Annotated in this window: 18 protein-coding genes and 1 pseudogene; 11 read left to right on the top strand and 8 right to left on the bottom strand. The window is 52.7% G+C overall.

The window, feature by feature from the left end; translation table 11 throughout:
• Nucleotide 1: 1 nt before the first annotated feature.
• The 3 genes and pseudogenes from HZZ01_RS03970 to HZZ01_RS03960 all read right to left on the bottom strand — a co-directional run bounded on the left by HZZ01_RS03970 (nucleotide 2) and on the right by HZZ01_RS03960 (nucleotide 2,477).
• The gene (locus tag HZZ01_RS03970) at nucleotides 2–1,333 is read right to left on the bottom strand and encodes a site-specific integrase (protein ID WP_179895592.1); all 1,332 of its coding nucleotides are present in this window, start codon (nucleotides 1,331–1,333) and stop codon (nucleotides 2–4) included.
• 81 nt (nucleotides 1,334–1,414) lie between these two features.
• Nucleotides 1,415–1,732 (bottom strand): annotated as a pseudogene (locus HZZ01_RS03965) (toprim domain-containing protein); the annotation flags it as partial.
• Nucleotides 1,733–1,925: 193 nt separating this feature from the next.
• Entirely contained in the window at nucleotides 1,926–2,477 is a 552-nt protein-coding gene (locus tag HZZ01_RS03960; protein ID WP_179895591.1) for an NAD(P)H nitroreductase, read from the bottom strand.
• Nucleotides 2,478–2,650: 173 nt separating this feature from the next.
• Between HZZ01_RS03960 and sppA the strand changes: the two genes are divergently transcribed.
• The 3 genes from sppA to pncA all read left to right on the top strand — a co-directional run bounded on the left by sppA (nucleotide 2,651) and on the right by pncA (nucleotide 6,237).
• Entirely contained in the window at nucleotides 2,651–4,513 is a 1,863-nt protein-coding gene (gene sppA / locus HZZ01_RS03955) for a signal peptide peptidase SppA (protein ID WP_179895590.1), read from the top strand.
• 85 nt (nucleotides 4,514–4,598) lie between these two features.
• Nucleotides 4,599–5,612: an asparaginase gene (gene ansA, locus HZZ01_RS03950; protein WP_179895589.1), complete on the top strand. Its 1,014-nt coding sequence runs from the start codon at nucleotides 4,599–4,601 to the stop codon at nucleotides 5,610–5,612.
• Nucleotides 5,613–5,628: 16 nt separating this feature from the next.
• Nucleotides 5,629–6,237 (top strand): bifunctional nicotinamidase/pyrazinamidase, encoded by a 609-nt coding sequence (gene pncA / locus HZZ01_RS03945; protein ID WP_136196306.1) that lies wholly within the window; start codon nucleotides 5,629–5,631, stop codon nucleotides 6,235–6,237.
• 37 nt (nucleotides 6,238–6,274) lie between these two features.
• On the opposite strand, the gene HZZ01_RS03940 is transcribed toward pncA, so the two are convergent.
• Nucleotides 6,275–6,556, bottom strand: a complete 282-nt coding sequence (locus HZZ01_RS03940) for a YeaC family protein (protein ID WP_090960457.1) — start codon at nucleotides 6,554–6,556, stop codon at nucleotides 6,275–6,277.
• Nucleotides 6,557–6,561: 5 nt separating this feature from the next.
• The gene (gene msrB / locus HZZ01_RS03935; protein WP_179895588.1) at nucleotides 6,562–6,972 is read right to left on the bottom strand and encodes a peptide-methionine (R)-S-oxide reductase MsrB; all 411 of its coding nucleotides are present in this window, start codon (nucleotides 6,970–6,972) and stop codon (nucleotides 6,562–6,564) included.
• 342 nt (nucleotides 6,973–7,314) lie between these two features.
• Here msrB and gapA point away from each other — a divergent pair, with 342 nt between their 5' ends.
• Nucleotides 7,315–8,313 carry a glyceraldehyde-3-phosphate dehydrogenase gene (gene gapA, locus HZZ01_RS03930; RefSeq protein WP_003852747.1) on the top strand — a complete coding sequence of 333 codons (999 nt, stop codon included), beginning with the start codon at nucleotides 7,315–7,317 and terminating at the stop codon, nucleotides 8,311–8,313.
• A gap of 73 nt (nucleotides 8,314–8,386) precedes the next feature.
• Complete coding sequence (locus tag HZZ01_RS03925; RefSeq protein ID WP_179895587.1) at nucleotides 8,387–9,286, top strand: D-hexose-6-phosphate mutarotase; 900 nt, start codon at nucleotides 8,387–8,389, stop codon at nucleotides 9,284–9,286.
• Here HZZ01_RS03925 and HZZ01_RS03920 read toward each other — a convergent pair.
• A complete protein-coding gene (locus HZZ01_RS03920) occupies nucleotides 9,283–10,134 on the bottom strand; it encodes an aldo/keto reductase (RefSeq protein WP_179895586.1) in 852 nt (283 codons plus the stop codon). The genes HZZ01_RS03925 and HZZ01_RS03920 overlap by 4 nt on opposite strands.
• A gap of 81 nt (nucleotides 10,135–10,215) precedes the next feature.
• Nucleotides 10,216–10,965: a MipA/OmpV family protein gene (locus HZZ01_RS03915; RefSeq protein WP_179895585.1), complete on the bottom strand. Its 750-nt coding sequence runs from the start codon at nucleotides 10,963–10,965 to the stop codon at nucleotides 10,216–10,218.
• A gap of 419 nt (nucleotides 10,966–11,384) precedes the next feature.
• On the opposite strand from HZZ01_RS03915, the gene yeaG reads away from it, so the two are divergent.
• The 6 genes from yeaG to HZZ01_RS03885 all read left to right on the top strand — a co-directional run bounded on the left by yeaG (nucleotide 11,385) and on the right by HZZ01_RS03885 (nucleotide 20,176).
• The gene (gene yeaG, locus HZZ01_RS03910; protein WP_003852739.1) at nucleotides 11,385–13,319 is read left to right on the top strand and encodes a protein kinase YeaG; all 1,935 of its coding nucleotides are present in this window, start codon (nucleotides 11,385–11,387) and stop codon (nucleotides 13,317–13,319) included.
• Nucleotides 13,320–13,408: 89 nt separating this feature from the next.
• Entirely contained in the window at nucleotides 13,409–14,683 is a 1,275-nt protein-coding gene (locus HZZ01_RS03905) for a YeaH/YhbH family protein (RefSeq protein ID WP_179895584.1), read from the top strand.
• Between the two features lie 292 nt (nucleotides 14,684–14,975).
• Nucleotides 14,976–16,703, top strand: a complete 1,728-nt coding sequence (locus HZZ01_RS03900; RefSeq protein WP_179895583.1) for a potassium/proton antiporter — start codon at nucleotides 14,976–14,978, stop codon at nucleotides 16,701–16,703.
• Between the two features lie 78 nt (nucleotides 16,704–16,781).
• Complete coding sequence (locus HZZ01_RS03895) at nucleotides 16,782–17,015, top strand: DUF1480 family protein (RefSeq protein WP_179895582.1); 234 nt, start codon at nucleotides 16,782–16,784, stop codon at nucleotides 17,013–17,015.
• Nucleotides 17,016–17,390: 375 nt separating this feature from the next.
• On the top strand, nucleotides 17,391–18,857 hold the full coding sequence (gene wbaP, locus HZZ01_RS03890; RefSeq protein ID WP_179895581.1) for an undecaprenyl-phosphate galactose phosphotransferase WbaP: 1,467 nt from the start codon (nucleotides 17,391–17,393) through the stop codon (nucleotides 18,855–18,857).
• Between the two features lie 125 nt (nucleotides 18,858–18,982).
• Nucleotides 18,983–20,176, top strand: a complete 1,194-nt coding sequence (locus HZZ01_RS03885; protein ID WP_179895580.1) for a multidrug effflux MFS transporter — start codon at nucleotides 18,983–18,985, stop codon at nucleotides 20,174–20,176.
• Here the strand turns inward: HZZ01_RS03885 and dadX are convergent.
• On the bottom strand, nucleotides 20,169–21,239 hold the full coding sequence (gene dadX, locus HZZ01_RS03880; RefSeq protein ID WP_179895579.1) for a catabolic alanine racemase DadX: 1,071 nt from the start codon (nucleotides 21,237–21,239) through the stop codon (nucleotides 20,169–20,171). The genes HZZ01_RS03885 and dadX overlap by 8 nt on opposite strands.
• Nucleotides 21,240–21,256: the final 17 nt, after the last annotated feature.

Below are 21,256 nucleotides of genomic sequence, written 5' to 3'. Positions count from 1 at the left end.
ATTATTTATCACTCTTGAGAATAATATTTAATGCTTTCTCATGCACTTCATTAGCCGTCATTGTTTCTTCCTCACAGAATTTTAGATAACCCAGTAAGGTCGCTCTACTTTTATGTCCCATCACTGATTGCAAGTAATCAAGCGTTTTTCCCTCCTTTAGCCCAGCATTTAATAATTCTTTCAGCCTTTCTACTGCATAGGTTGAACGTAAATTATGAAACTTATGACTAAAATTGGGTAACTCTTTTCTAACCGCATTTCTTATTTCACACCATCTGGCATCCAGTGTTTTAGCGGCATAGGGCTTACCGTTTTGATTTAGCAATAATGGTGGGTTATCTTTATGTTCAGGATAAAGTTCTTGATATCTATTTCTACGCTTAATATATTTAGATGAATTAATATAATCATACAGGGTCTGCATTAATTCAGCGGGGATCTCAGCAGTACGTATTGTCCCATTTTTGGTTTCAACACCTTGCCGGGGATCAAGCAGTAATCCCTCAGTATTAATAAGATATTTTTTCTTGAGCTGTTCAGCATCTGGCTTATAAATCTCTTTTGCTCTGAGCGTTATAATTTCAGACCTTCTCAGGCCAGAGTATCGACTCAGTTCAATGGCAAGTTTACATTCCTCAGACAGGGGAACCTCATTCCCCTTACCCGCACTATTTGAAATACCCATACCAGTAATTTTGTATACTGACTCTACGGCCTGCCATTCTTGACTGCTTAATGGAATAAGTTTTCGTGATAATCCAAAATGGCGGGTATCACTGGGCAGTTTCAATCTTAAATCCGTTGTATCCACATGAATAAAATTATTTTTCATATATTCATGGGATGAATTTCTATGTAACCGTACCACTTCATATTTAAAGGGAGGATAGGCAAAAAAGTGATCTCGAGCCAGATAGAATTTATAAAAATTAATCACTGATCCCATATAGCTGTTAGCGGTACTGCGCGCCAACTCACCCCGTTTGAACATCTCTCGCAAATGCTTGCGAAAGGCATAGGTGGGACGTAGCCTGATAGAGATTGGCATCTCATCCCAAGACATGCCAATCTCATTAAGAAAGGTAAAGTAATGCAGTAAAGCCTGAGCCTGGGTATTAACCTCTTTTTTACGCAAATTAGCTTTTAAATGAATCAGCCAATTATTGGCGACTTTGATACTGCCGCCATCTTCCATAAATAATAATGGGAGCTTGCCTAAATGCTGGCCTGTACCTTCAAAGCGTATCGATAATTCGCCGGTGCCAGTATCAATTTCCCTTCTGATTTCCTGATCAAGTACTAAGTCAGGAAGTTCCCAAAGCACGATCCCCATAAGATTACCTGCCGGATGATTTCACGAATTCACAGATTATCTACGTAACAATCCAATTCAATGAAAACATTGTAACAGTACCCGATCCGGGTCTCCTGCATGCACCACTTCGCTCGCCTGCGCCAGTAAACCCTCAACCACTTTCAACTGCTTCGCAACTGACGGCCGGGGTTTAAGCTGCCACTTTTCCGGAATGATCGGCAGATCGGCCAGCGACCAGCGCGCATAACGCCTGTCATAACTGTCGGGTTGCGCCTGCTCCAGAAGATGGCCTACGCACCAGGTGACGATCTGATCGTTGCCGCAGGCAATGAATCCATCACCACGTCGATGCGGTTTCGGCAGCACATCTGCGATAGCACGCCCAAGGCTCGGTTTTTCCGCAATAAACAAACGCATTGAATCAGGACATCCTTAACATCAGGTGAAAACAGTGATAACCGGTTGTTCGCTGTCGGTTTGAATCTCGCGGGCTATGTTAGCCTGGCTGGCCTTCTGGCGTAAGCGTGACGCGCTGTGTTAGCGATCGTTCGCACAGGAACCGTGCAAAAGGCAGGGCTGAAAAGCACCCTGCCGGAAACGGACAGGCAGATCAGAAGTAACGGACGAAAGGCGCTGTGTCAGGCGGGAGCACTGTGGTGCTGGATTTCAGTTGCGGGGTACCCAGATAGAGGAAGCCGACGATGGCATCCTGCTCGCGGCAGCCAAAGCCCTGGCGAACCTGCTCGTCTTCGGTCCACGCACCGCTGCGCCAGATGCCGTTGTAGCCTTGCGCCACGGCCGCCATCTGCATTGCCATCACGGCACAGCTGGCCGAGGCGATCTGTTCCCAGCGCGGCACTTTATGGTGCTCTTCACAGTGAGCCACCACAGTGATGATCATCGGCGCGCGAAACGGGGCCTGACTCGCTTTGTTGATTGCCTTTTCATCCAGCTGATTATCACGGGCTGCCTGCTCCAGCAGCTGACTCATTCGCTCGCGGCCTTCGTTTTCAACAATGATAAACCGCCACGGTTGCAGCGTGCCGTGATCCGGGGCGCGCATGCCCGCCCGCAGGATATTTTCCAGCGCGTCACCCGCAGGCGCAGGCTCTGTCAGACGTGAGGCCGAACGGCGATTGACCAGTAATTCCAGTGCGTCCATGTTTCTCTCCCAATCTCACTAATGTTGCAGTTATCCTGGCACAGGCAGATTTTTTGTAACAGTGCGCAGTGATTTCCTGCTGACTTTTAACACGCCGCTCTTTAGGATGAGCTCGTCGGGGAAGTCTGGTCCGCGCGGCGGCCACTTCCTGCTACATATTTATGGAGAGTCTGATGCGCACATTGTGGCGAATAATTGCAGGTCTGTTCCGCTGGAGCTGGCGGGTACTGAATTTTATCAGGGAATTTATTCTGAATATTTTCCTGATTTTATTGATTGTGGTGGGTGTAGGGATCTGGTTGCAGGTCAGCGGATCGGGCGGCAGTTCAGCGCCGATTCAGCAAGGCGCATTGAAAGTCGATCTCAGCGGCGTACTGGTGGATAAACCCTCAGTCAGCAACCGTCTGAGTAAAATCGGCCGCCAGTTGCTGGGAGCCAGTAGTGACCGTTTACAGGAAAACTCACTGTTTGATGTGGTTGACGCCATTCGCCAGGCAAAAGGGGATAGCAACATCAAAGGTATGGTGCTCGACTTACGTGAATTTGCCGGTGGCGATCAGCCTTCCCTGCAATACGTAGGCAAAGCGCTGCGTGAATTCCGTGACAGCGGCAAGCCGATTTATGCGCTGGGCGACAGCTACAGCCAGGCTCAGTATTACCTTGCCAGCTACGCTACCAAAATCTATCTGTCGCCGCAGGGCACTGTCGATCTCCATGGTTTCGCCACCAACGGGCTCTATTACAAAACCCTGCTGGAAAAGCTGAAAGTGACCTCGCACGTTTTCCGTGTGGGTACCTATAAATCAGCAGTTGAGCCGTTCCTGCGTGATGACATGTCCCCCGCGGCACGGGATGCTGACAGCCGCTGGGTCGGTCAGCTGTGGCAGAACTACCTGAACACCGTGGCAGCTAATCGACAGATTACGCCGGAACAACTCTTCCCTGGCGCGGCGGCCATCATTGCCGGATTAAACGCGGTGAAAGGCGATACCGCGCAATATGCGCTGGATAACAAGCTGGTCGATGCGCTGGGTTCCCGAGCGGCGGCTGATGAAGAGCTGGTGAAAACCTTTGGTCTGGATAAGCAGAGCAACGATTATCGCAGCGTCAGCATTTATGACTACAGCGTGAAACAGGCCTCCTCGCAGCAGGATGGCAATATCGCCGTGATCATGGCCAGCGGTGCCATCATGGATGGCGAAGAAACGCCGGGCAACGTTGGTGGCGACACCACCGCGGCTCAGATCCGCGATGCGCGTCTCGACCCGAAAATCAAAGCGATCATTCTGCGGGTGAACAGCCCGGGTGGCAGCGTGACGGCTTCGGAAGCGATTCGTGAAGAGCTTGCGGCGGCTCAGACAGCTGGCAAGCCGATTGTGGTATCTATGGGCGGTATGGCGGCATCCGGTGGTTACTGGATTTCTACGCCAGCCAGCTACATTGTGGCGAACCCGAGCACGCTGACCGGCTCGATTGGTATTTTTGGCGTGATCAATACGCTGGAGAACAGTCTGGACAGCATTGGCGTGCACACAGATGGTGTCGCGACCTCCCCGCTGGCGGATATCTCTACCACTAAAGCGTTGCCAACCGAAGTTCAGCAGATGATGCAGCTGACCATTGAAAATGGCTACCACAACTTTGTGGGTCTGGTAGCGAAGTCGCGTCACAAAACGCCTGAGCAGATTGATGCCATTGCACAGGGGCACGTCTGGACCGGCAGCGATGCCAAAGCCAACGGTCTGGTTGATGCGCTGGGTGACTTTGATGATGCCGTGAAGAAAGCAGGTGAACTGGCGAAAGTCAGTAAACCCATGCTGAGCTGGTATCAGGATGACCCGAGCTTCCTGGATATGATGCTGAGCCAGATGAACGCCTCTGTGCAGGCCGTACTGCCGGATACGCTGAAAGCCTGGCTGCCCGCACCGATGCTGGATGTAATGAGTGCCATGAAAGCCCAGCCGGGTCTGTTCGACAAACAGAACGATCCTCAAAACCGTTACGCCTTCTGCCTGAATTGTGGCGAAGTGCGATAAACCACTCAGCCCGGCCTCTGGTCGGGCTGCTTTTCCCCGCTATTCCCCTTATACTGCGCGTTTTATGGCAAGTCTGAGTTCTCTAATGCAAAAGAAAAACATCTACGTAGCCTACACTGGCGGGACGATCGGTATGCAGCGCTCGGCGCAGGGCTATATTCCGGTCTCCGGACATCTGCAAGAGCAGCTGGCCAACATGCCCGAGTTCCACCGCCCCGAGATGCCTGATTTCACCATTCATGAATATCAGCCGCTGATCGACTCTTCCGACATGACCCCGGAAGACTGGCAGTCTATTGCCGAAGATATCCGTAAAAACTACGATCGCTACGATGGTTTTGTGATTCTGCATGGCACTGACACCATGGCGTTTACCGCCTCCGCGCTCTCCTTCATGCTGGAAAATCTGGCCAAACCGGTGATCGTGACCGGGTCGCAGATTCCACTGGCAGAGCTGCGCTCAGATGGTCAGCAAAACCTGTTAAATTCACTCTATGTGGCGGCCAATTATCCGATCAGCGAAGTGGCACTGTTTTTCAATAACACCCTCTATCGCGGTAACCGTACCACCAAGGCCCATGCCGACGGTTTCAACGCCTTTGCTTCGCCAAACCTTTCCGCGCTGCTGGAAGCGGGTATTCATATTCGCCGTCTCAATACGCCTCCTGCCCCGTCTGGCCAGGGCGAACTGAAGGTCCACACCATTACGCCTCAGCCTATTGGCGTGGTAACCATCTATCCGGGAATCTCAGCAGACGTGGTGCGTAACTTCCTGCGCCAGCCAGTGAAAGCCCTGATCCTGCGTTCCTATGGTGTAGGTAACGCTCCACAGAACAAGGAATTCCTGGCTGAACTCCAGCAGGCCAGTCAGCGCGGCATCGTGGTGGTGAATCTTACCCAGTGTATTTCTGGCAAGGTGAATATGGGCGGATATGCCACCGGCAATGCGCTGGAAGAGGCTGGCGTGATCAGTGGATTTGACCTGACAGTGGAAGCCGCGTTGACCAAGCTACACTTTTTACTCAGCCAGGATCTCTCTGCCGATCAAATCCGCGCAAAGATGCAGCAGAACCTGCGTGGCGAACTGACCGAAGACTGAAACGGAGCAACATGTAATGAAGCGGGCACTCATCATTATTGATATCCAGAACGATTTTTGCCCCGGCGGCCCGATGGCAGTCCATGAGGGCGACCACACGGTTGAGGTGGCAAATCGTTACGCGCGACTGTTTCGTGAAAACGGGGAATGCGTACTGGCTCTGCAGGACTGGCACCCTGCCGATCACGGCAGCTTTGCCTCAGTTTCCGGCGAACCGGTCTACACGCTGGGCGAATTAAATGGTCTGGCGCAGATCTGGTGGCCCGATCACGGCATTCAGGGTTCGACGGGCGCGGACTTCCACCCCGGCCTGGATCGTTCCCTGTTTGATGCGACCTTCCATAAAGGCGAAGATCAGGATGTCGACAGCTATAGCGCCTTTTTTGACAATGGTCATCGCCGTAAAACCGAGCTTGACAGCTGGCTGCGTGAGCGCGGCATTACCCATCTGGTGATGCTGGGACTGGCGACGGACTACTGCGTGAAATATAGCGTTTTGGATGCGCTGGAGCTGGGGTATCACGTTGAGGTGGTGAAAGAGGGTTGCCGCGGCGTGAATCTGAATCCTGAGGACAGTGAGATCGCCTTTGCACAAATGACCGCTCAGGGCGCGATTCTGATTTAAATATTGAGCTGGCATTACGCCAGCTTATTTAATGCAATCAGTGCAGATGGATGCGGGTGACATCCGGATCGATGCCGAATTCGTCTTTCAGCTCTTTTTTCGACTTCATTACCATCTCGCCACCTTTGGCAATGGTCATATGCTGTGGCGCGTCATTGTGCCTCGCCTGCCACATCATCACCAGCTGCAGACAGTTGTCGCGCTGCTCCTGAGTCAGTGCCACGCCATCCGGCCATTTTCCAATTTCGACTGCCGTCGCCAGTCGCTGATAGACTTCAGGCGTCATCGACGCAAGCATTGCTTCAAGTTGTTCCTTCATCGCCGTTACCCTTTGGTCTGTTCGCCCTGCTCGTCGGTAAAATTCAGCGAGGCGGAGTTAACACAGTAGCGTTCGCCGGTGGGTTGCGGGCCATCGGGGAAAACATGCCCCAGATGCGCATCGCAACTGCCACAGCGGATCTCAACACGTTGCATGCCGTGTGAATCATCTTCGATGTAGCGAATCGCATCGTCACTGACCGGCTGATAAAAGCTGGGCCAGCCACAGCCAGAATCATATTTGGTTTCTGAGAGAAAAAGTGGCGCCTCACAAACCAGGCAGTGGTAGATCCCTTCCTGCTTGTTGTGCAGCAGTGCGCCGCTGTAAGGCGGTTCCGTTCCACGCTGCTGTGTCACATAACGCTGCATTTCTGTCAGCTCGGCGATTTTTGCGTCGGGTGCGGTGTCTTTAGCCATTTTTAGGATTCCGGGGAAGTGCCATTCTGTAAAATTCGACTATTATTCTAACAAATGATCAACATTACCGGGTCTTATTTTGTGCTCACCCTTTCATGCCGTCAATCGCAAAGCGTATTTGTGACTTTGATCACCTTTTATCCCGGGCATCCCTATATATTCGGCGATTGATTCGACGAAACGCGGTACCCTTGGCGGCGCGCAAGCGGTTGCGCATCGAATTATTCCTTGCAGGCGAATTGACCTGTCGCAACAATTGACACGATTCCGCTTGACGCCTGGTAAGGTTTTTGTAATTTTACAGGCAACCTTTTATTCACTAACCAATAGCTGGTGGAATATATGACTATCAAAGTAGGTATCAATGGTTTCGGCCGTATCGGTCGCATCGTTTTCCGTGCTGCTCAAAAGCGTTCTGACATCGAAATCGTTGCTATCAACGACCTGCTGGACGCGGATTACATGGCGTACATGCTGAAGTATGACTCTACTCACGGTCGTTTTGACGGCACCGTAGAAGTTCAGGATGGCGCACTGGTGGTTAACGGTAAAAAAATCCGCGTGACTGCTGAACGTGATCCGGCGAACCTGAAGTGGGATGAAGTGGGCGTTGACGTCGTTGCTGAAGCAACCGGTATCTTCCTGACGGACGAAACCGCACGTAAACACATCACCGCTGGTGCTAAGAAAGTCGTTCTGACCGGTCCATCTAAAGATGACACCCCAATGTTTGTTCGTGGTGCAAACTTCGACAAATATGATGGTCAGGATATCGTTTCTAACGCTTCCTGTACTACCAACTGCCTGGCACCGCTGGCTAAAGTCATCAACGACAAGTTCGGCATCGTTGAAGGTCTGATGACCACAGTTCACGCTACCACTGCAACCCAGAAAACCGTTGATGGCCCGTCTCACAAAGACTGGCGTGGCGGCCGCGGCGCATCGCAGAACATCATTCCTTCATCAACTGGCGCAGCGAAAGCCGTTGGTAAAGTTCTGCCAGAGCTGAACGGCAAACTGACCGGTATGGCATTCCGCGTCCCTACCCCTAACGTTTCCGTTGTTGACCTGACCGTGCGTCTGGAAAAAGCGGCTTCTTACAAAGAAATCTGTGCTGCAATCAAAGCGGCTGCAGAAGGTGAGATGAAAGACGTTCTGGGCTACGTTGAAGATGACGTGGTTTCTACCGACTTCAATGGCGAAATCCTGACTTCAGTGTTTGACGCTAAAGCCGGTATCGCGCTGAACGACAACTTTGTGAAACTGGTTTCCTGGTACGATAACGAAACTGGCTACTCAAACAAAGTTCTCGACCTGATTGCGCTGGTTTCTGCTAAATAAGGCAGCCAGACATCATTGAGAATAAGGGCGACTTCGGTCGCCCTTTTTTTATACGCACAGGAAGGAATTGAACATGCAAGATAAGCTGTTTTCTCTGCCGGTGGTGAATCAGATTTCCCCTTACCTCTCTCAGCGTCAGGTGGGTGAGCTCCCGGCCATTGTCATCAGTCATCCTAAGGTGCGGGCAGCAGTCACCCTGCAGGGCGCGCACCTGATTGCCTGGCAGCCGAGCGGAGAAAAGCCCGTGCTCTGGCTAAGCAATAAGAGTCTCTTCTCTCCGGGCAAAGCGATTCGCGGCGGTGTACCCATCTGCTGGCCATGGTTTGGCCCGGCGGGTGATCCGGCGCATGGTTTTGCCCGTGTTCAGCCGTGGAAGCTGACTGCGCATGATGAGAATGAAGAGGGCGTGATGCTGACGCTGGTGCTGGAGAGCAACGCACAGACGCTGAAACTCTGGCCGCATGAGTTTACTCTGATTGCCCGTTTCCGCCTGGGCCAGCATTGCGAGATCGAGCTGGAAGCCTATGGCGACTATGAAGCCACGGCAGCGCTGCATAGCTACTTCACCGTCAACAATATCAACGGTGTTGAGGTTTCCGGTCTGGGCAACAGCTATATCGACAAAGTGAATAATGGCGAGGTTGCCAGCAGCGACGGCAAGCAACGTTATCCTGGACGCATCGACCGTATCTTTACCGCTGCAGAAGACTGCTCAGTTATCAATGATACGACGGGTGAACGGCAAATTGAGGTTTATCACCATCATCATAGTGACGTTGTCACGTGGAATCCTGGGGTTGAACTTTCCTGTAGCATGTCAGATATGGCGAATGAAGGTTACAGGACAATGGTGTGTGTAGAGACGGCGCGTATCAGCAAACCGTTACGCAGCGCCGGCGAAAAACCAGCACGACTGGCCACGACGTTCCGCCTGAAGAAGAAAGCCGCAGCCAGCGACAAGGTCAACGGCTAAACGATATCCAGCGGTAACTTATGCTGTGGTGCTGGCCAGGCACGCTCGATGAGCTGCAAATCCTCATTGGTCAGTTCTACCTCCAGCGCCGCAGCATTTTCCTGAACGTGAACCACAGAACTGGCTTTGGGAATGGCAATCACACCTGGCTGACGAATCACCCAGGCCAGCAGCAGTTGCGCTACGCTGATGCCCTTTTGCAGTGCAATCTGAGTCAGCAACGAATCGGTAAAGAGTGAGTCACGTAACCGTCCCGCCTGTGCCAGTGGGCAATAGGCCATAACCGGCATCTCACGCTGCTGACAGGCCGGAAGCAGATCAAATTCAATGCCGCGTGATGCCAGATGATAGAGCACCTGATTGGTCGCGCACTGATTCCCTTCCGGTTCATCCCACAGTTCTGCCATATCGTCTGTGTCAAAATTCGAGACGCCCCAGTGACGGATCTTGCCCTGCTGCTGCAGGCGTTCCATGGCGCGCAGGGTCTCTTCCAGCGGGACATTGCCGCGCCAGTGCAACAGGTAGAGGTCAAGATAATCGGTCTGCAGGCGGCGCAGGCTGCGCTCACAGGCTTCGATGGCATCCACTTCGCCTGCATTCCATGGATAGACTTTTGACACCAGCAGAGCCTTGTCGCGACGCCCCAGCAGTGCCTGCCCAACTACCTCTTCGGCTCCGCCATCCGCATACATTTCGGCGGTATCGATTAACGTCAAGCCACACTCAAGGCCCGCCTGCAATGCGGCGATTTCGCCGGTACGCTGTGCGAGGTTTTCGCCCATATACCAGGTACCCTGACCAATCACGGGCAGGTTTTGATGTCCGGCAAAATTAATCGTGTTACGCATTGTGCTCTCCCGCCCCATTTCAGGGCCCCGAAAAAGAACAGAGGGCATCAGATGCCCTCTTTAGGTGCAAATGAAGCGTTATCAGAAGGTGTAACTCACCCCCGTCCAGATTAACGCCTGTCCGCTTTTATCGATCATCGGGCTATCTTTGATTTCGCTATCGAAGCTGATGTAACGCCCCGTCAGGCTTGCATTCCACTCTGGCGAAATCTGATAGCTGGCATTCAGTTCGACATAAGGTGACCAGCTGTCATCTGGCTTATAACGACTGATGCCGGTACGGGCGCTCTCATGCGCTGAAACACCATAGTAATAACGGTTTTGATTGGCGCTGTTCCAGACCGCACCAATGCCCGGTGTCAGGCTGAAGTCACCCATCTGGAAACGATAAAGGTAAGTCAGGTCCCACATCATTCCGTTGCTATTGTTCAGCACATCACCCAAAAGTGAAGTGCGGACAATACCCCAGTCAGCAGTATGACGATAAGTTGCACCACCCATCAGCGTCATGCGGCGTTTATCCAGCCCTTTCATGTCGCCCAGATCGTTGTCACCCGGTTTGTACTCCTGCGGTGAACCCAGCAGCGTCAATGACAGCTGATTCTGGGGATCTTTCCACAGGTAGTAACCACCCTGCAGGCTGTGGAACCAGAAGTCTTCACCCTCATAATTGATCACCGGGAACGGGATATAGCGGTCCTGACCACCGCGGTACGGTGACTCAGCGTAGATTACCGACGCGCCCAGAGAAAGCGGTGCGGCAATAGCCTGTGAGGTAAGTAAATAACAAGGCAGAAGTGCAACAAGCGTCTTAAATTTGAATTGGTTCACAATTTATTCATTCCATAAATATAACAATCAAACAGGAAGTCTAACGTTTTTTTACGGCTGGATTAACTTATATCGAATTACTTTAAGTCATGCAGCGATGAAAGTGGCATCAAAGGTTAAAAACGCGTTAAGTTAAACTATCACCAGCGCCACCCATCTCATTACAAACCCATTATGCTGTTGATCTCACCCTCATTTACCTAAACCCGTGGAGGACATTTCCTGGAAGCCATCTACAGTTAGAAGTAACAGCAGAGTTTTTGACAGAGCAGAGTAACCACAAAAGTTGTGTATCCCGATAAAAAAGATCAGGTTGGCATAAGGGTTGCTGTACTCAACAGAGAATATCTTCCGGGAGCTGCTACAAGTCTCTAATTACGCTCCTTACCTGTGCTAAAAACGAAAGGACGGGCATCGCTATGAATATATTCGATCACTATCGTCAGCGTTATGAAGCTGCCAAGGACGAAGAGTTCACACTGCAGGAATTTCTTGCCATCTGTAAGCAGGATCGCAGTGCATACGCCAACGCTGCAGAGCGACTGTTAATGGCTATCGGAGAGCCAGTAATGGTCGACACTGCTCAGGAGCCACGCCTTTCCAGAATATTTTCCAACCGTGTGATGGGACGCTATCCGGCGTTCGAGGAGTTTTACGGCATGGAGGAAGCGATTGAACAGATCGTCTCCTACCTGAAACATGCCGCCCAGGGACTGGAAGAGAAGAAACAGATCCTCTATTTGCTGGGCCCGGTAGGTGGCGGTAAATCATCACTGGCGGAACGGCTTAAGTCGCTGATGCAGCGGGTGCCTATTTATGTGCTCAGTGCCGACGGTGAACGCAGCCCGGTGAATGACCATCCTCTTTGCCTTTTTAATCCGCAGGAAGATGCGCACATTCTTGAAAAAGAGTATGGCGTACCGCGCCGTTACCTCGGCACGATCATGTCGCCGTGGGCCGCTAAACGTCTGCACGATTTTGGTGGCGATATTTCACGTTTTAAAGTCGTTAAAGTCTGGCCGTCGATTCTGGAACAGCTGGCGATCGCCAAAACTGAACCGGGTGATGAGAACAACCAGGATATCTCTGCGCTGGTGGGTAAAGTCGATATCCGTAAGCTTGAAAACCACGCGCAAAACGATCCCGATGCCTACGGCTACTCTGGCGCACTCTGCCGCGCGAACCAGGGCATTATGGAATTCGTTGAGATGTTTAAAGCGCCAATCAAGGTGCTGCACCCGTTACTGACAGCAACGCAGGAAGGGAACTATAACGGCACCGAAGGAATCTCGGCACTGCCGTTTAACGGCATAATTCTGGCGCACTCCAACGAATCAGAGTGGGTGACGTTCCGTAATAACAAGAATAATGAGGCGTTCCTTGACCGTGTTTACATCGTCAAGGTGCCCTACTGCCTGCGGGTCTCTGAAGAGATCAAAATCTACGACAAGTTACTTAATCACAGTGAGCTGGCCACCTCGCCCTGCGCACCTGGCACGCTGGAAACACTGGCACGCTTCTCTATCCTGTCTCGCCTGAAAGATCCTGAGAACTCCAGCATCTACTCTAAAATGCGGGTGTACGATGGTGAGAGCCTGAAAGATACCGACCCAAAAGCGAAGTCCTGGCAGGAGTATCACGACTATGCCGGTGTGGATGAGGGGATGAACGGTCTCTCGACCCGCTTTGCGTTTAAAATCCTGTCGCGGGTGTTTAACTTCGACCATGCCGAAGTGGCGGCTAACCCGGTGCACCTGTTCTACGTGCTGGAGCAGCAGATTGAGCGCGAGCAGTTCCCGCAGGATCAGGCAGAGAAATACCTTGAGCACCTCAAAGGCTATCTGATTCCGAAATATGCCGAGTTTATCGGCAAAGAGATTCAGACCGCCTATCTGGAATCCTATTCCGAGTATGGTCAAAACATCTTTGACCGCTATGTGACCTATGCAGATTTCTGGATTCAGGATCAGGAGTATCGCGATCCCGACACCGGACAGCTGTTCGATCGTGAATCGCTCAACGCGGAACTGGAGAAAATCGAGAAGCCTGCTGGCATCAGCAATCCAAAAGATTTCCGTAACGAAATCGTTAACTTCGTGCTGCGCGCCCGGGCACACAACAACGGTCGTAATCCTAACTGGACCAGTTACGAGAAATTACGCACTGTCATTGAGAAGAAAATGTTCTCGAATACGGAAGAGTTGCTGCCGGTCATCTCGTTTAACACCAAGACCTCTACCGATGAGCAGAAAAAGCATGATGATTTTGTCGATCGCATGATGGAAAAAGGCTATACCCGCAAACAGGTCCGCCTGCTATGTGAATGGTATCTGCGTGTGCGTAAATCGTCCTGATAAGTGTCTGTAAGCTTGCCGGTAAGTGATACCGGTGTGACAGGGTCGGGTTCGCCCGGCCTGCTTACAATGTAGTTTGGGGGAATACCATGGCCTATTTCATCGATCGCCGGCTTAACGGTAAAAACAAAAGCGCGGTCAACCGCCAGCGCTTTTTACGCCGTTATAAGTCGCAAATTAAGCAGTCGATCTCCGAGGCCATCAACAAACGCTCGGTGACCGACGTAAGCAGCGGTGAGTCAGTCTCTATCCCGATTGACGATATCAATGAGCCAATTTTCCATCAGGGACGCGGCGGGAATCGCCATCGGGTCCATCCGGGCAACGACCATTTTGTGCAGAATGACCGGGTTGAGCGGCCTCAGGGTGGCGGTGGCGGCGGCAGTGGTCAGGGCAATGCCAGTCAGGATGGTGAAGGACAGGATGAGTTTGTCTTTCAGATCTCGAAAGATGAGTATCTTGACCTGCTGTTTGAAGATCTCGCCCTGCCTAACCTGCGCCGCAACCAGCATCGTCAGCTCAATGAATACAAGACTCACCGTGCCGGTTTCACCTCCAATGGCGTACCGGCCAATATCAGCGTCGTGCGTTCACTGCAAAACTCGCTGGCGCGTCGTACGGCAATGACGGCGGGTAAACGTCGCATGCTGCACGAACTGGAAGAGACGCTGCAGGAGATTGAGAAAACTGAACCGGTTCAGTTGCTTGAGGAGGAGCGTCTGCGCAAAGAGATCGCCGAGCTGCGGGCGCGCATCGAGCGCGTTCCGTTTATCGATACCTTCGACCTGCGCTACAAAAACTTTGAGAAACGCCCGGAACCTTCCAGCCAGGCGGTGATGTTCTGTCTGATGGATGTCTCCGGTTCGATGGATCAGGCTACCAAGGATATGGCGAAACGCTTCTATATCCTGCTCTATCTGTTCCTGAGCCGCACCTACAAGAATGTCGATGTAGTTTATATCCGCCATCACACCCAGGCCAAAGAGGTGGATGAACAGGAGTTCTTCTACTCTCAGGAGACCGGCGGCACGATTGTTTCCAGTGCGCTGAAACTAATGGATGAGGTGGTGAAAGAGCGGTATGACCCGGCGCAGTGGAATATTTATGCGGCGCAGGCCTCGGATGGCGATAACTGGGCTGACGATTCTCCGCTCTGTCATGAGATTCTGGCGAAGCATATCCTGCCGGTAGTGCGTTATTACAGTTATATCGAGATTACCCGCCGTGCGCATCAGACGCTGTGGCGTGAGTATGAGCATCTGCAGGCGACATTCGATAACTTTGCCATTGAACATATCCGTGAGCCGGAAGATATCTATCCGGTGTTCCGATCGCTGTTTCATAAACAGGCAACGGAAGCCTGACACACCAGTCAGCGCGTCTGTTCTCATCGATTTTATTCGCGGTACCGTCTGAGCCGGCTAATCACCGGCTTTTTTTATCTCCCGAATAACATGCTAAAACGGCCTGTTTTCTTCCACTTATCTGCCAACCCCCTCATTCTTCACATTAATCTGATTCCTTACCCTGTTAAGCAATTCGTATAATGAACATTTTCACAATGACAACTCCTTGATAAAACATTATCTTTCAGAGATAGCATGGATATTTGTCAGCAGTCGCTGCATCGCACTGTCATATCTCAGGAGACCGGGTTTGAACCACACTATTGTCTACAGTCTTTTTATCATCGGTTCCGTGCTGGTCGCATCGAGTATTCTGCTCAGCTCTTTCTCGTCCCGGCTGGGCATCCCTATTCTGGTTATCTTCCTCGCACTGGGCATGCTGACCGGTGTTGATGGTATCGGCGGCATCGCTTTTGATAACTATCCGGCGGCCTATTTAATCTCTAACCTGGCGCTGGCGATCATCCTGCTGGATGGCGGCATGCGGACCAAAGCCAGCTCGTTTAAAGTCGCGCTGGGACCCGCGCTGTCGCTGGCGACCGTTGGCGTAATGATCACCGCTGGCTTAACCGGTGTGGTGGCTGCCTGGCTGTTTAACCTCGATATGATGCAGGGCTTCCTGATTGGCGCGATTATCGGCTCCACGGATGCCGCCGCAGTCTTTTCCCTGCTCGGTGACAAAGGCCTGAATGAGCGCGTCAGCTCCACGCTGGAGATTGAATCAGGCAGTAACGACCCGATGGCCGTGTTTCTGACCATCACCCTGATTGAGATGATCGAACAGGGCCGCAGCGGCCTTGACTGGATGTTCCTGGTGCATCTGGTGCAGCAGTTCGGTCTGGGTATCGTATTAGGCCTGGGCGGCGGCTGGGCGCTGCAGCAGCTGATTAATCGCATCAGTCTGGCTCCTGGCCTTTATCCGCTGCTGGCGTTGAGTGGCGGCATTCTGGTGTTCGCTCTGACCACGGTCTTAGAGGGCAGTGGCATCCTGGCGGTCTATCTGTGCGGCTTCCTGCTGGGCAACAGCCCGATTCGTAACCGTCATGGCATTCTGCAGACCTTTGATGGTATGGCGTGGCTCAGTCAGATCGGCATGTTCATTGTGCTGGGGCTGCTGGTCACGCCCTCTGATTTATGGCATATCGCGGTGCCGGCGATGCTCCTCTCACTGTGGCTGATTCTGGTGGCACGTCCCCTGTCGGTGTTTATTGGCCTGCTGCCGTTCCGCAACTTCACGACCCGCGAGCGTTTTTTTATCAGTTGGGTCGGCTTACGGGGTGCGGTACCGATTATCCTGGCGGTCTTCCCGATGATGGCTGGATTAGAGAACGCCTCGCTCTATTTTAATATCGCCTTCTTCGTGGTGCTGGTCTCCCTGATGTTGCAGGGCACCTCGCTGGGGTTTGCCGCGAAAAAAGCCAAAGTGGTGGTGCCACCAACCGCCTCGCCTATCAGCCGTATCGGTCTGGATATTCACCCGGAAAACCCCTGGGAACAGTTTGTCTATCAGCTCAGCGCCGACAAGTGGTGCGTCGGTGCCGCATTACGAGATCTGCAGATGCCCCGTGAAACCCGCATCGCTGCCCTGTTCCGTGACAATGTGCTGATGCACCCCAACGGCGGGACGCGGCTTAAAGAGAACGACGTAATTTGCGTGATTGGCCGCGAGCGCGATCTTCCTGCGCTGGGCAAAATGTTCAGCCAGTCACCGCCGGTCTCGCTCGACCAGCGCTTCTTTGGCGACTTTATTCTGGATGCAGAAGCTCGCCTGCGCGACGTTGCGCAGATTTACGGGCTGGAGCTGGATGAGAGCACCAATGATCAGCAGTCGCTGGGACAACTGGTGCTCGCGATGCTGGGCGGCTCGCCGGTGGTCGGCGATCAGGTGGAGTGGAATCAACTGACGTGGACTGTTGCGGAGAAAGAGGATAACCGTATCGTGAAGATTGGCGTCCGTCCGGCGGAAGAGAAGGAATAATCCTAATGATTCAGCCACGTTATTTTCTCTCAATACGCTAAGCTTACTTGTCTATGCCAGTAAAAACGGGAGAAATGAATGGGACACGTGGTTAAAATTGGTCGTTATGAGATTGTTGATGCCGATCTTGACGGTGAAAATACGGACACTGTCAGTATCCCCTGTCACACCAATCCCGGCTTAATCACCCAACTTGATGGCTGGGATCGCGATACCAGCGTGCCGGCCTGGATTGACGGGGAACCGGTAAATCTGCAGATCGGTCACTACGATAAACAGCAGGACCGCTGGATTTTAAAGAAACCTGCCTGAGCCTCTATCATTGCCGCCAGTCGTAAGACTCGGCGGTAATTCCTAAAAAGCGTCTTAAACAGTTTAGTTATAATTAGCCCCTCTCTTATTTTATCCAAAATAAACATCAACTTAGCTATTTAAAACTTTAATCACTTTTTATGTTTTCAGATTTTTTCCGTATTAACTCTGTCAAATAACTCCTGCATACTCTTTCTCAATGCTGCAACATTTCGTGAGTACCATCACGCTTTAATTGTTAACTTTTTTGCAGCTGCACTGGCTTTACTGACTGCAACAGACTGAAAATTATTTTTTAATTTTTCAGAGCCCACTCCTGAGCGCGAACCTGATTCTGGTCAGGCCATCTTTTACTTGAGAAAGAGAGCAGGTTTTATGGCAAGTACATTGATAATGAATAGCCCGAGCCGCTCATGGAGCGGCACGCGTAAAAATATCATCGTGAAATTCGCCCTGAGCTTTTCCGATCTGATTGCACTTAACCTTGCACTGTTTTTATCTGCCGCGACGATACAAGGTATTTGGGGCGAGCTGGATACCTTTATTCCACCGCATCAGATTGAATACCGTTTTGTGGCACAGTTTATTATGTCAGTAATGTGTACCGGCTGGTTCTGGGTACGTCTGCGTCATTACACATATCGCAAACCGTTCTGGTTTGAGCTGAAAGAGATCGTTAAAACATTATTTGTTTTCTCGCTGCTCGACCTCGCCCTGATCGCCTTCTCTAAATGGGACTTCTCACGCATGGTGTGGGTCTTCAGCTGGACATATGCCTTGCTGTTGCTGCCACTGATGCGTGCTCTGGTTAAACGCGCCATTAACAAGGCAGGCCAGTGGCAGAAAGAGACCATTATTATCGGTTCCGGCAAAAACGCCACCGAAGCCTATGCGGCACTGCAGAGTGAAGAGATTCTGGGCTACAACGTCCAGGCGTTTATTTCGGTCGATGATGTCCCGGCTCAGCAGAGCGTGAATGGTGTGCCCGTAATCACCTGGAAAGACATTAACTGGCAGACCATTGACCGTGACAACGTGCAGTTTATTGTCGCTATGGAATATGAACAGCAGCCAATGCGCGATCGCTGGCTGAAATTCCTGTCGAAGATGAACTGCCGTTCAGTTTCAGTGATCCCGACGCTGCGCGGTGTGCCGCTTTACGGCACGGACATGTCCTTCATCTTCAGTCATGAAGTGATGATCCTGCGCGTCAGTAATAACCTGGCAAAACACTCTTCCCGTTTCATGAAGCGTGCCTTTGATATCGTGGTGGCGTCAATGCTGCTGCTGTTCCTTGGTCCGATATTCGCCCTGCTCTGCTACATGGTGAAACGCGACGGCGGCAATGCGATTTATGGTCACGAACGTGTGGGCCAGAATGGCAAAAAATTCAAATGCCTGAAATTCCGTTCCATGGTGACCAATTCCAAAGAGGTGCTGGAGAAATTACTGGCGACCAGCGAAGCAGCCCGGATGGAGTGGGACAAAGATTTCAAACTGAAGAATGACCCGCGCGTGACCCGCATTGGTAGTTTCCTGCGTAAGACCAGCCTGGATGAGTTACCGCAGCTGTGGAACGTAATCCGTGGCGAGATGAGTCTGGTGGGACCGCGTCCGGTTATCGAAGCTGAGCTGGAGCGCTACGCTGGTGATGTAGACTACTACCTGATGGCGAAACCCGGCATGACCGGTCTCTGGCAGGTCAGCGGACGTAATGATATCGACTATGACACCCGCGTCTACTTTGACTCCTGGTATGTCAAAAACTGGGCGCTCTGGACCGATATCGCGATCCTGTTTAAAACCGCAGGTGTGGTGCTACGCCGTGACGGCGCTTACTAAGCCCTGATGCGATGCCTGTTTACAGCAGGCATCGCACTTTCCGCACGACTTCCTCTATCTTTTTTGCCTCTGAATCATTACCCTCTGCGATCGTTTTTTAACAGAACGCTCACCCTCTGGTTGTTATGCAAAAATTTACTCTGCTGTTATTAAGCCTGGTGCTGCTGGCACCCTTAGGCATCGACCTCTATTTGCCCACGCTGCCACAAATTGCAGAAGGGCTGGATACGCCGGTTAATCTGGTGCAGACCACCATTCCTCTGTTTCTGCTGGTGATGGGGCTGGGACAGCTGGTGACAGGCCCGCTGGTAGACAATTATGGGCGTAAGCCGATTGCCCTGCTGGGTCTCGCGCTCTACATCACGGGCAGCGCCATCGCTGCCACCGCCACCTCATTCCCGCTGTTCGTCCTGGCTCGTCTGGTGCAGGGCTGTGGCGTCTGCTGTAGTGCCGTTGTCGCTTTTAGCGGCGTGCGCGACCGTCTGAGTGGCGATGATGCCGCCCGCGCCTATGGCTTCCTGAATGGCGCACTGAATATTGTTCCGGCTCTGGCCCCGCTGCTGGGTGGGCTGCTGGCCAGCGCCTTTGACTGGCGTGCACCCTTCTGGTTCCTCTGCGGCTATGGCCTGCTGATTACGCTGCTGGTGATTATCTGGCTGCCGGAAACGCGCCCGGCAGATACGCTGCGGGTGAAAGGATTACCGATTAAGCAGTACGCCGAAATTCTGCGTCAGCCGCGTTTTCTGGCGTTCGCCTTTGCCAATGCGGGTGCGCTGGGCATGGTGTTGACCTATGTGTCGCTGGCGCCGCAGGTATTAATGACCGAAGGCGGTCTGACGCCGATCCAGTTCTCGTTTGCTTTCGGGGCCAACGGTTTCTGGATCATGTTTGTCAGCATGTTCGTCAATAAAGCCATTCGTAAAGCGGGCCGCCCTTTCTGCCTGGCGATGGGATTCTTCACTATGCTGCTGGGTGCGGTGTTGCTGGTGGCGGGGATGCAGATTTTCCCGGCGGAGATGCAGACGCACTGGGCGCTCTACATGTTCCCGGTGGCGGTATCGGTGGCCGGACTGGCCTTTACGGTGGGACCGGCCACCAGCTATGCGCTGGAGCCATATCAGCAACAGGCGGGCGTGGCGTCCGCCCTGCAGGGATTCATTCAGATGGCGGGCGGTGCGGCAGGCAGCCTGGTGATCGTCGCACTGCCGGTGGCAGAGAAGCTGTCGCTGAGTCTGATGATGCTGCTGGGTGCAACGCTGGCCTTTATCGCCTGGCGCTGCAGCAGAAAGATGCGCGGCAGCCTGACCGCGCTTAAATAACGGTGACCGTAACGCGGGGTGCCAGTGCGCACATCAGCTCGTACCCTACCGTTCCCGCCGCTTTTGCCACCTGATCGATTTTCACCTGCTCGCCCCACAGCTCTACGGCGGAGCCAATCCCGGCCTGAGGACAGGGCGTTAAATCCACGGTGATCATGTCCATGGAAACCGCGCCCACCACCTGCGTCATCACGCCATCAACGCAGATCGGCGTGCCGGTTGGGGCATGACGCGGATAGCCATCGGCGTAACCACAGGCCACCACGCCAATCCGCTGCGCCGTGCTGGCGTGATACCGGTAGCCGTAACCCACACCATCGCCAGCCTGTAATTGCTGAACCGCGATAATCTCACTGCTTAAGGTCATCACCGGCTTCAGGCCACTACCTGCGATGTCCTGCCAGTCACCGCTGGGCGATGCGCCATACAGAATGATGCCGGGACGCACCCAGTCAAAATGCGCTTCAGGATGCCATAAGGTACAGGCCGAATTAGAGAGCGATCGCGGGCAGTTCAGTCCCTCAGCCGCCTGCTCTACGCGCTGCAGCGGGGCAATCAGACCCTGGGGGTTTTCGGCATCGGCAAAATGGGCCATCAGCGTCATCTCACCGACAGTGCTCAGCGCCCGCAGCTTCTGCCATGCGCCGTTGACCTGCTCCGGACGAAAGCCCAGACGGTTCATTCCGCTGTTCATTTTGAGATAGATATCCACTGGCGCAGAAAGCGTGGCGCTGGCCAGCGCTTTGATTTGCCAGTTGCTGTGCACGCTGGTGGTGAGGCGATAGCGGTCGATTAACTGCAAATCCTCTGGCTGGAAGAACCCCTCCAGCAGCAGAATCGGCTTTTTCCAGCCCTGCTCACGCAGCAGAATCGCCTCTTCCATATTCAGCAGTGCAAAGCCGTCGGTGGCGGATAACGCCTCGCGAACGCGATCAATACCATGGCCGTAAGCATTGGCCTTCACCACTGACCAGACGCGCGATGCGGGCGCTGCCTGGCGAACGACCGTCAGGTTATGACGTAACGCCTGCTGATTGATGGTCGCAATAATCGGACGTGACATCCTCTCTCTCCCTGAAT

This window comes from Pantoea sp. WMus005 (assembly GCF_013415305.1).
Taxonomy (GTDB): Bacteria; Pseudomonadota; Gammaproteobacteria; order Enterobacterales; family Enterobacteriaceae; genus Pantoea; species Pantoea rara.
This window is presented reverse-complemented; position numbering and strand designations above follow the sequence as displayed.

Coding starts and splice junctions, on each gene's coding strand:
- HZZ01_RS03895 (WP_179895582.1), top strand. CDS start 16,782: ATGGGACACGTGGTTAAAATTGGTCGTTATGAGATTGTTGATGCCGAT.
- HZZ01_RS03970 (WP_179895592.1), bottom strand. CDS start 1,333: ATGGGGATCGTGCTTTGGGAACTTCCTGACTTAGTACTTGATCAGGAA.
- HZZ01_RS03940 (WP_090960457.1), bottom strand. CDS start 6,556: ATGAAGGAACAACTTGAAGCAATGCTTGCGTCGATGACGCCTGAAGTC.
- sppA (WP_179895590.1), top strand. CDS start 2,651: ATGCGCACATTGTGGCGAATAATTGCAGGTCTGTTCCGCTGGAGCTGG.
- ansA (WP_179895589.1), top strand. CDS start 4,599: ATGCAAAAGAAAAACATCTACGTAGCCTACACTGGCGGGACGATCGGT.
- yeaG (WP_003852739.1), top strand. CDS start 11,385: ATGAATATATTCGATCACTATCGTCAGCGTTATGAAGCTGCCAAGGAC.
- HZZ01_RS03960 (WP_179895591.1), bottom strand. CDS start 2,477: ATGGACGCACTGGAATTACTGGTCAATCGCCGTTCGGCCTCACGTCTG.
- HZZ01_RS03925 (WP_179895587.1), top strand. CDS start 8,387: ATGCAAGATAAGCTGTTTTCTCTGCCGGTGGTGAATCAGATTTCCCCT.
- gapA (WP_003852747.1), top strand. CDS start 7,315: ATGACTATCAAAGTAGGTATCAATGGTTTCGGCCGTATCGGTCGCATC.
- pncA (WP_136196306.1), top strand. CDS start 5,629: ATGAAGCGGGCACTCATCATTATTGATATCCAGAACGATTTTTGCCCC.
- HZZ01_RS03905 (WP_179895584.1), top strand. CDS start 13,409: ATGGCCTATTTCATCGATCGCCGGCTTAACGGTAAAAACAAAAGCGCG.
- HZZ01_RS03885 (WP_179895580.1), top strand. CDS start 18,983: ATGCAAAAATTTACTCTGCTGTTATTAAGCCTGGTGCTGCTGGCACCC.
- wbaP (WP_179895581.1), top strand. CDS start 17,391: ATGGCAAGTACATTGATAATGAATAGCCCGAGCCGCTCATGGAGCGGC.
- HZZ01_RS03920 (WP_179895586.1), bottom strand. CDS start 10,134: ATGCGTAACACGATTAATTTTGCCGGACATCAAAACCTGCCCGTGATT.
- dadX (WP_179895579.1), bottom strand. CDS start 21,239: ATGTCACGTCCGATTATTGCGACCATCAATCAGCAGGCGTTACGTCAT.
- msrB (WP_179895588.1), bottom strand. CDS start 6,972: ATGGCTAAAGACACCGCACCCGACGCAAAAATCGCCGAGCTGACAGAA.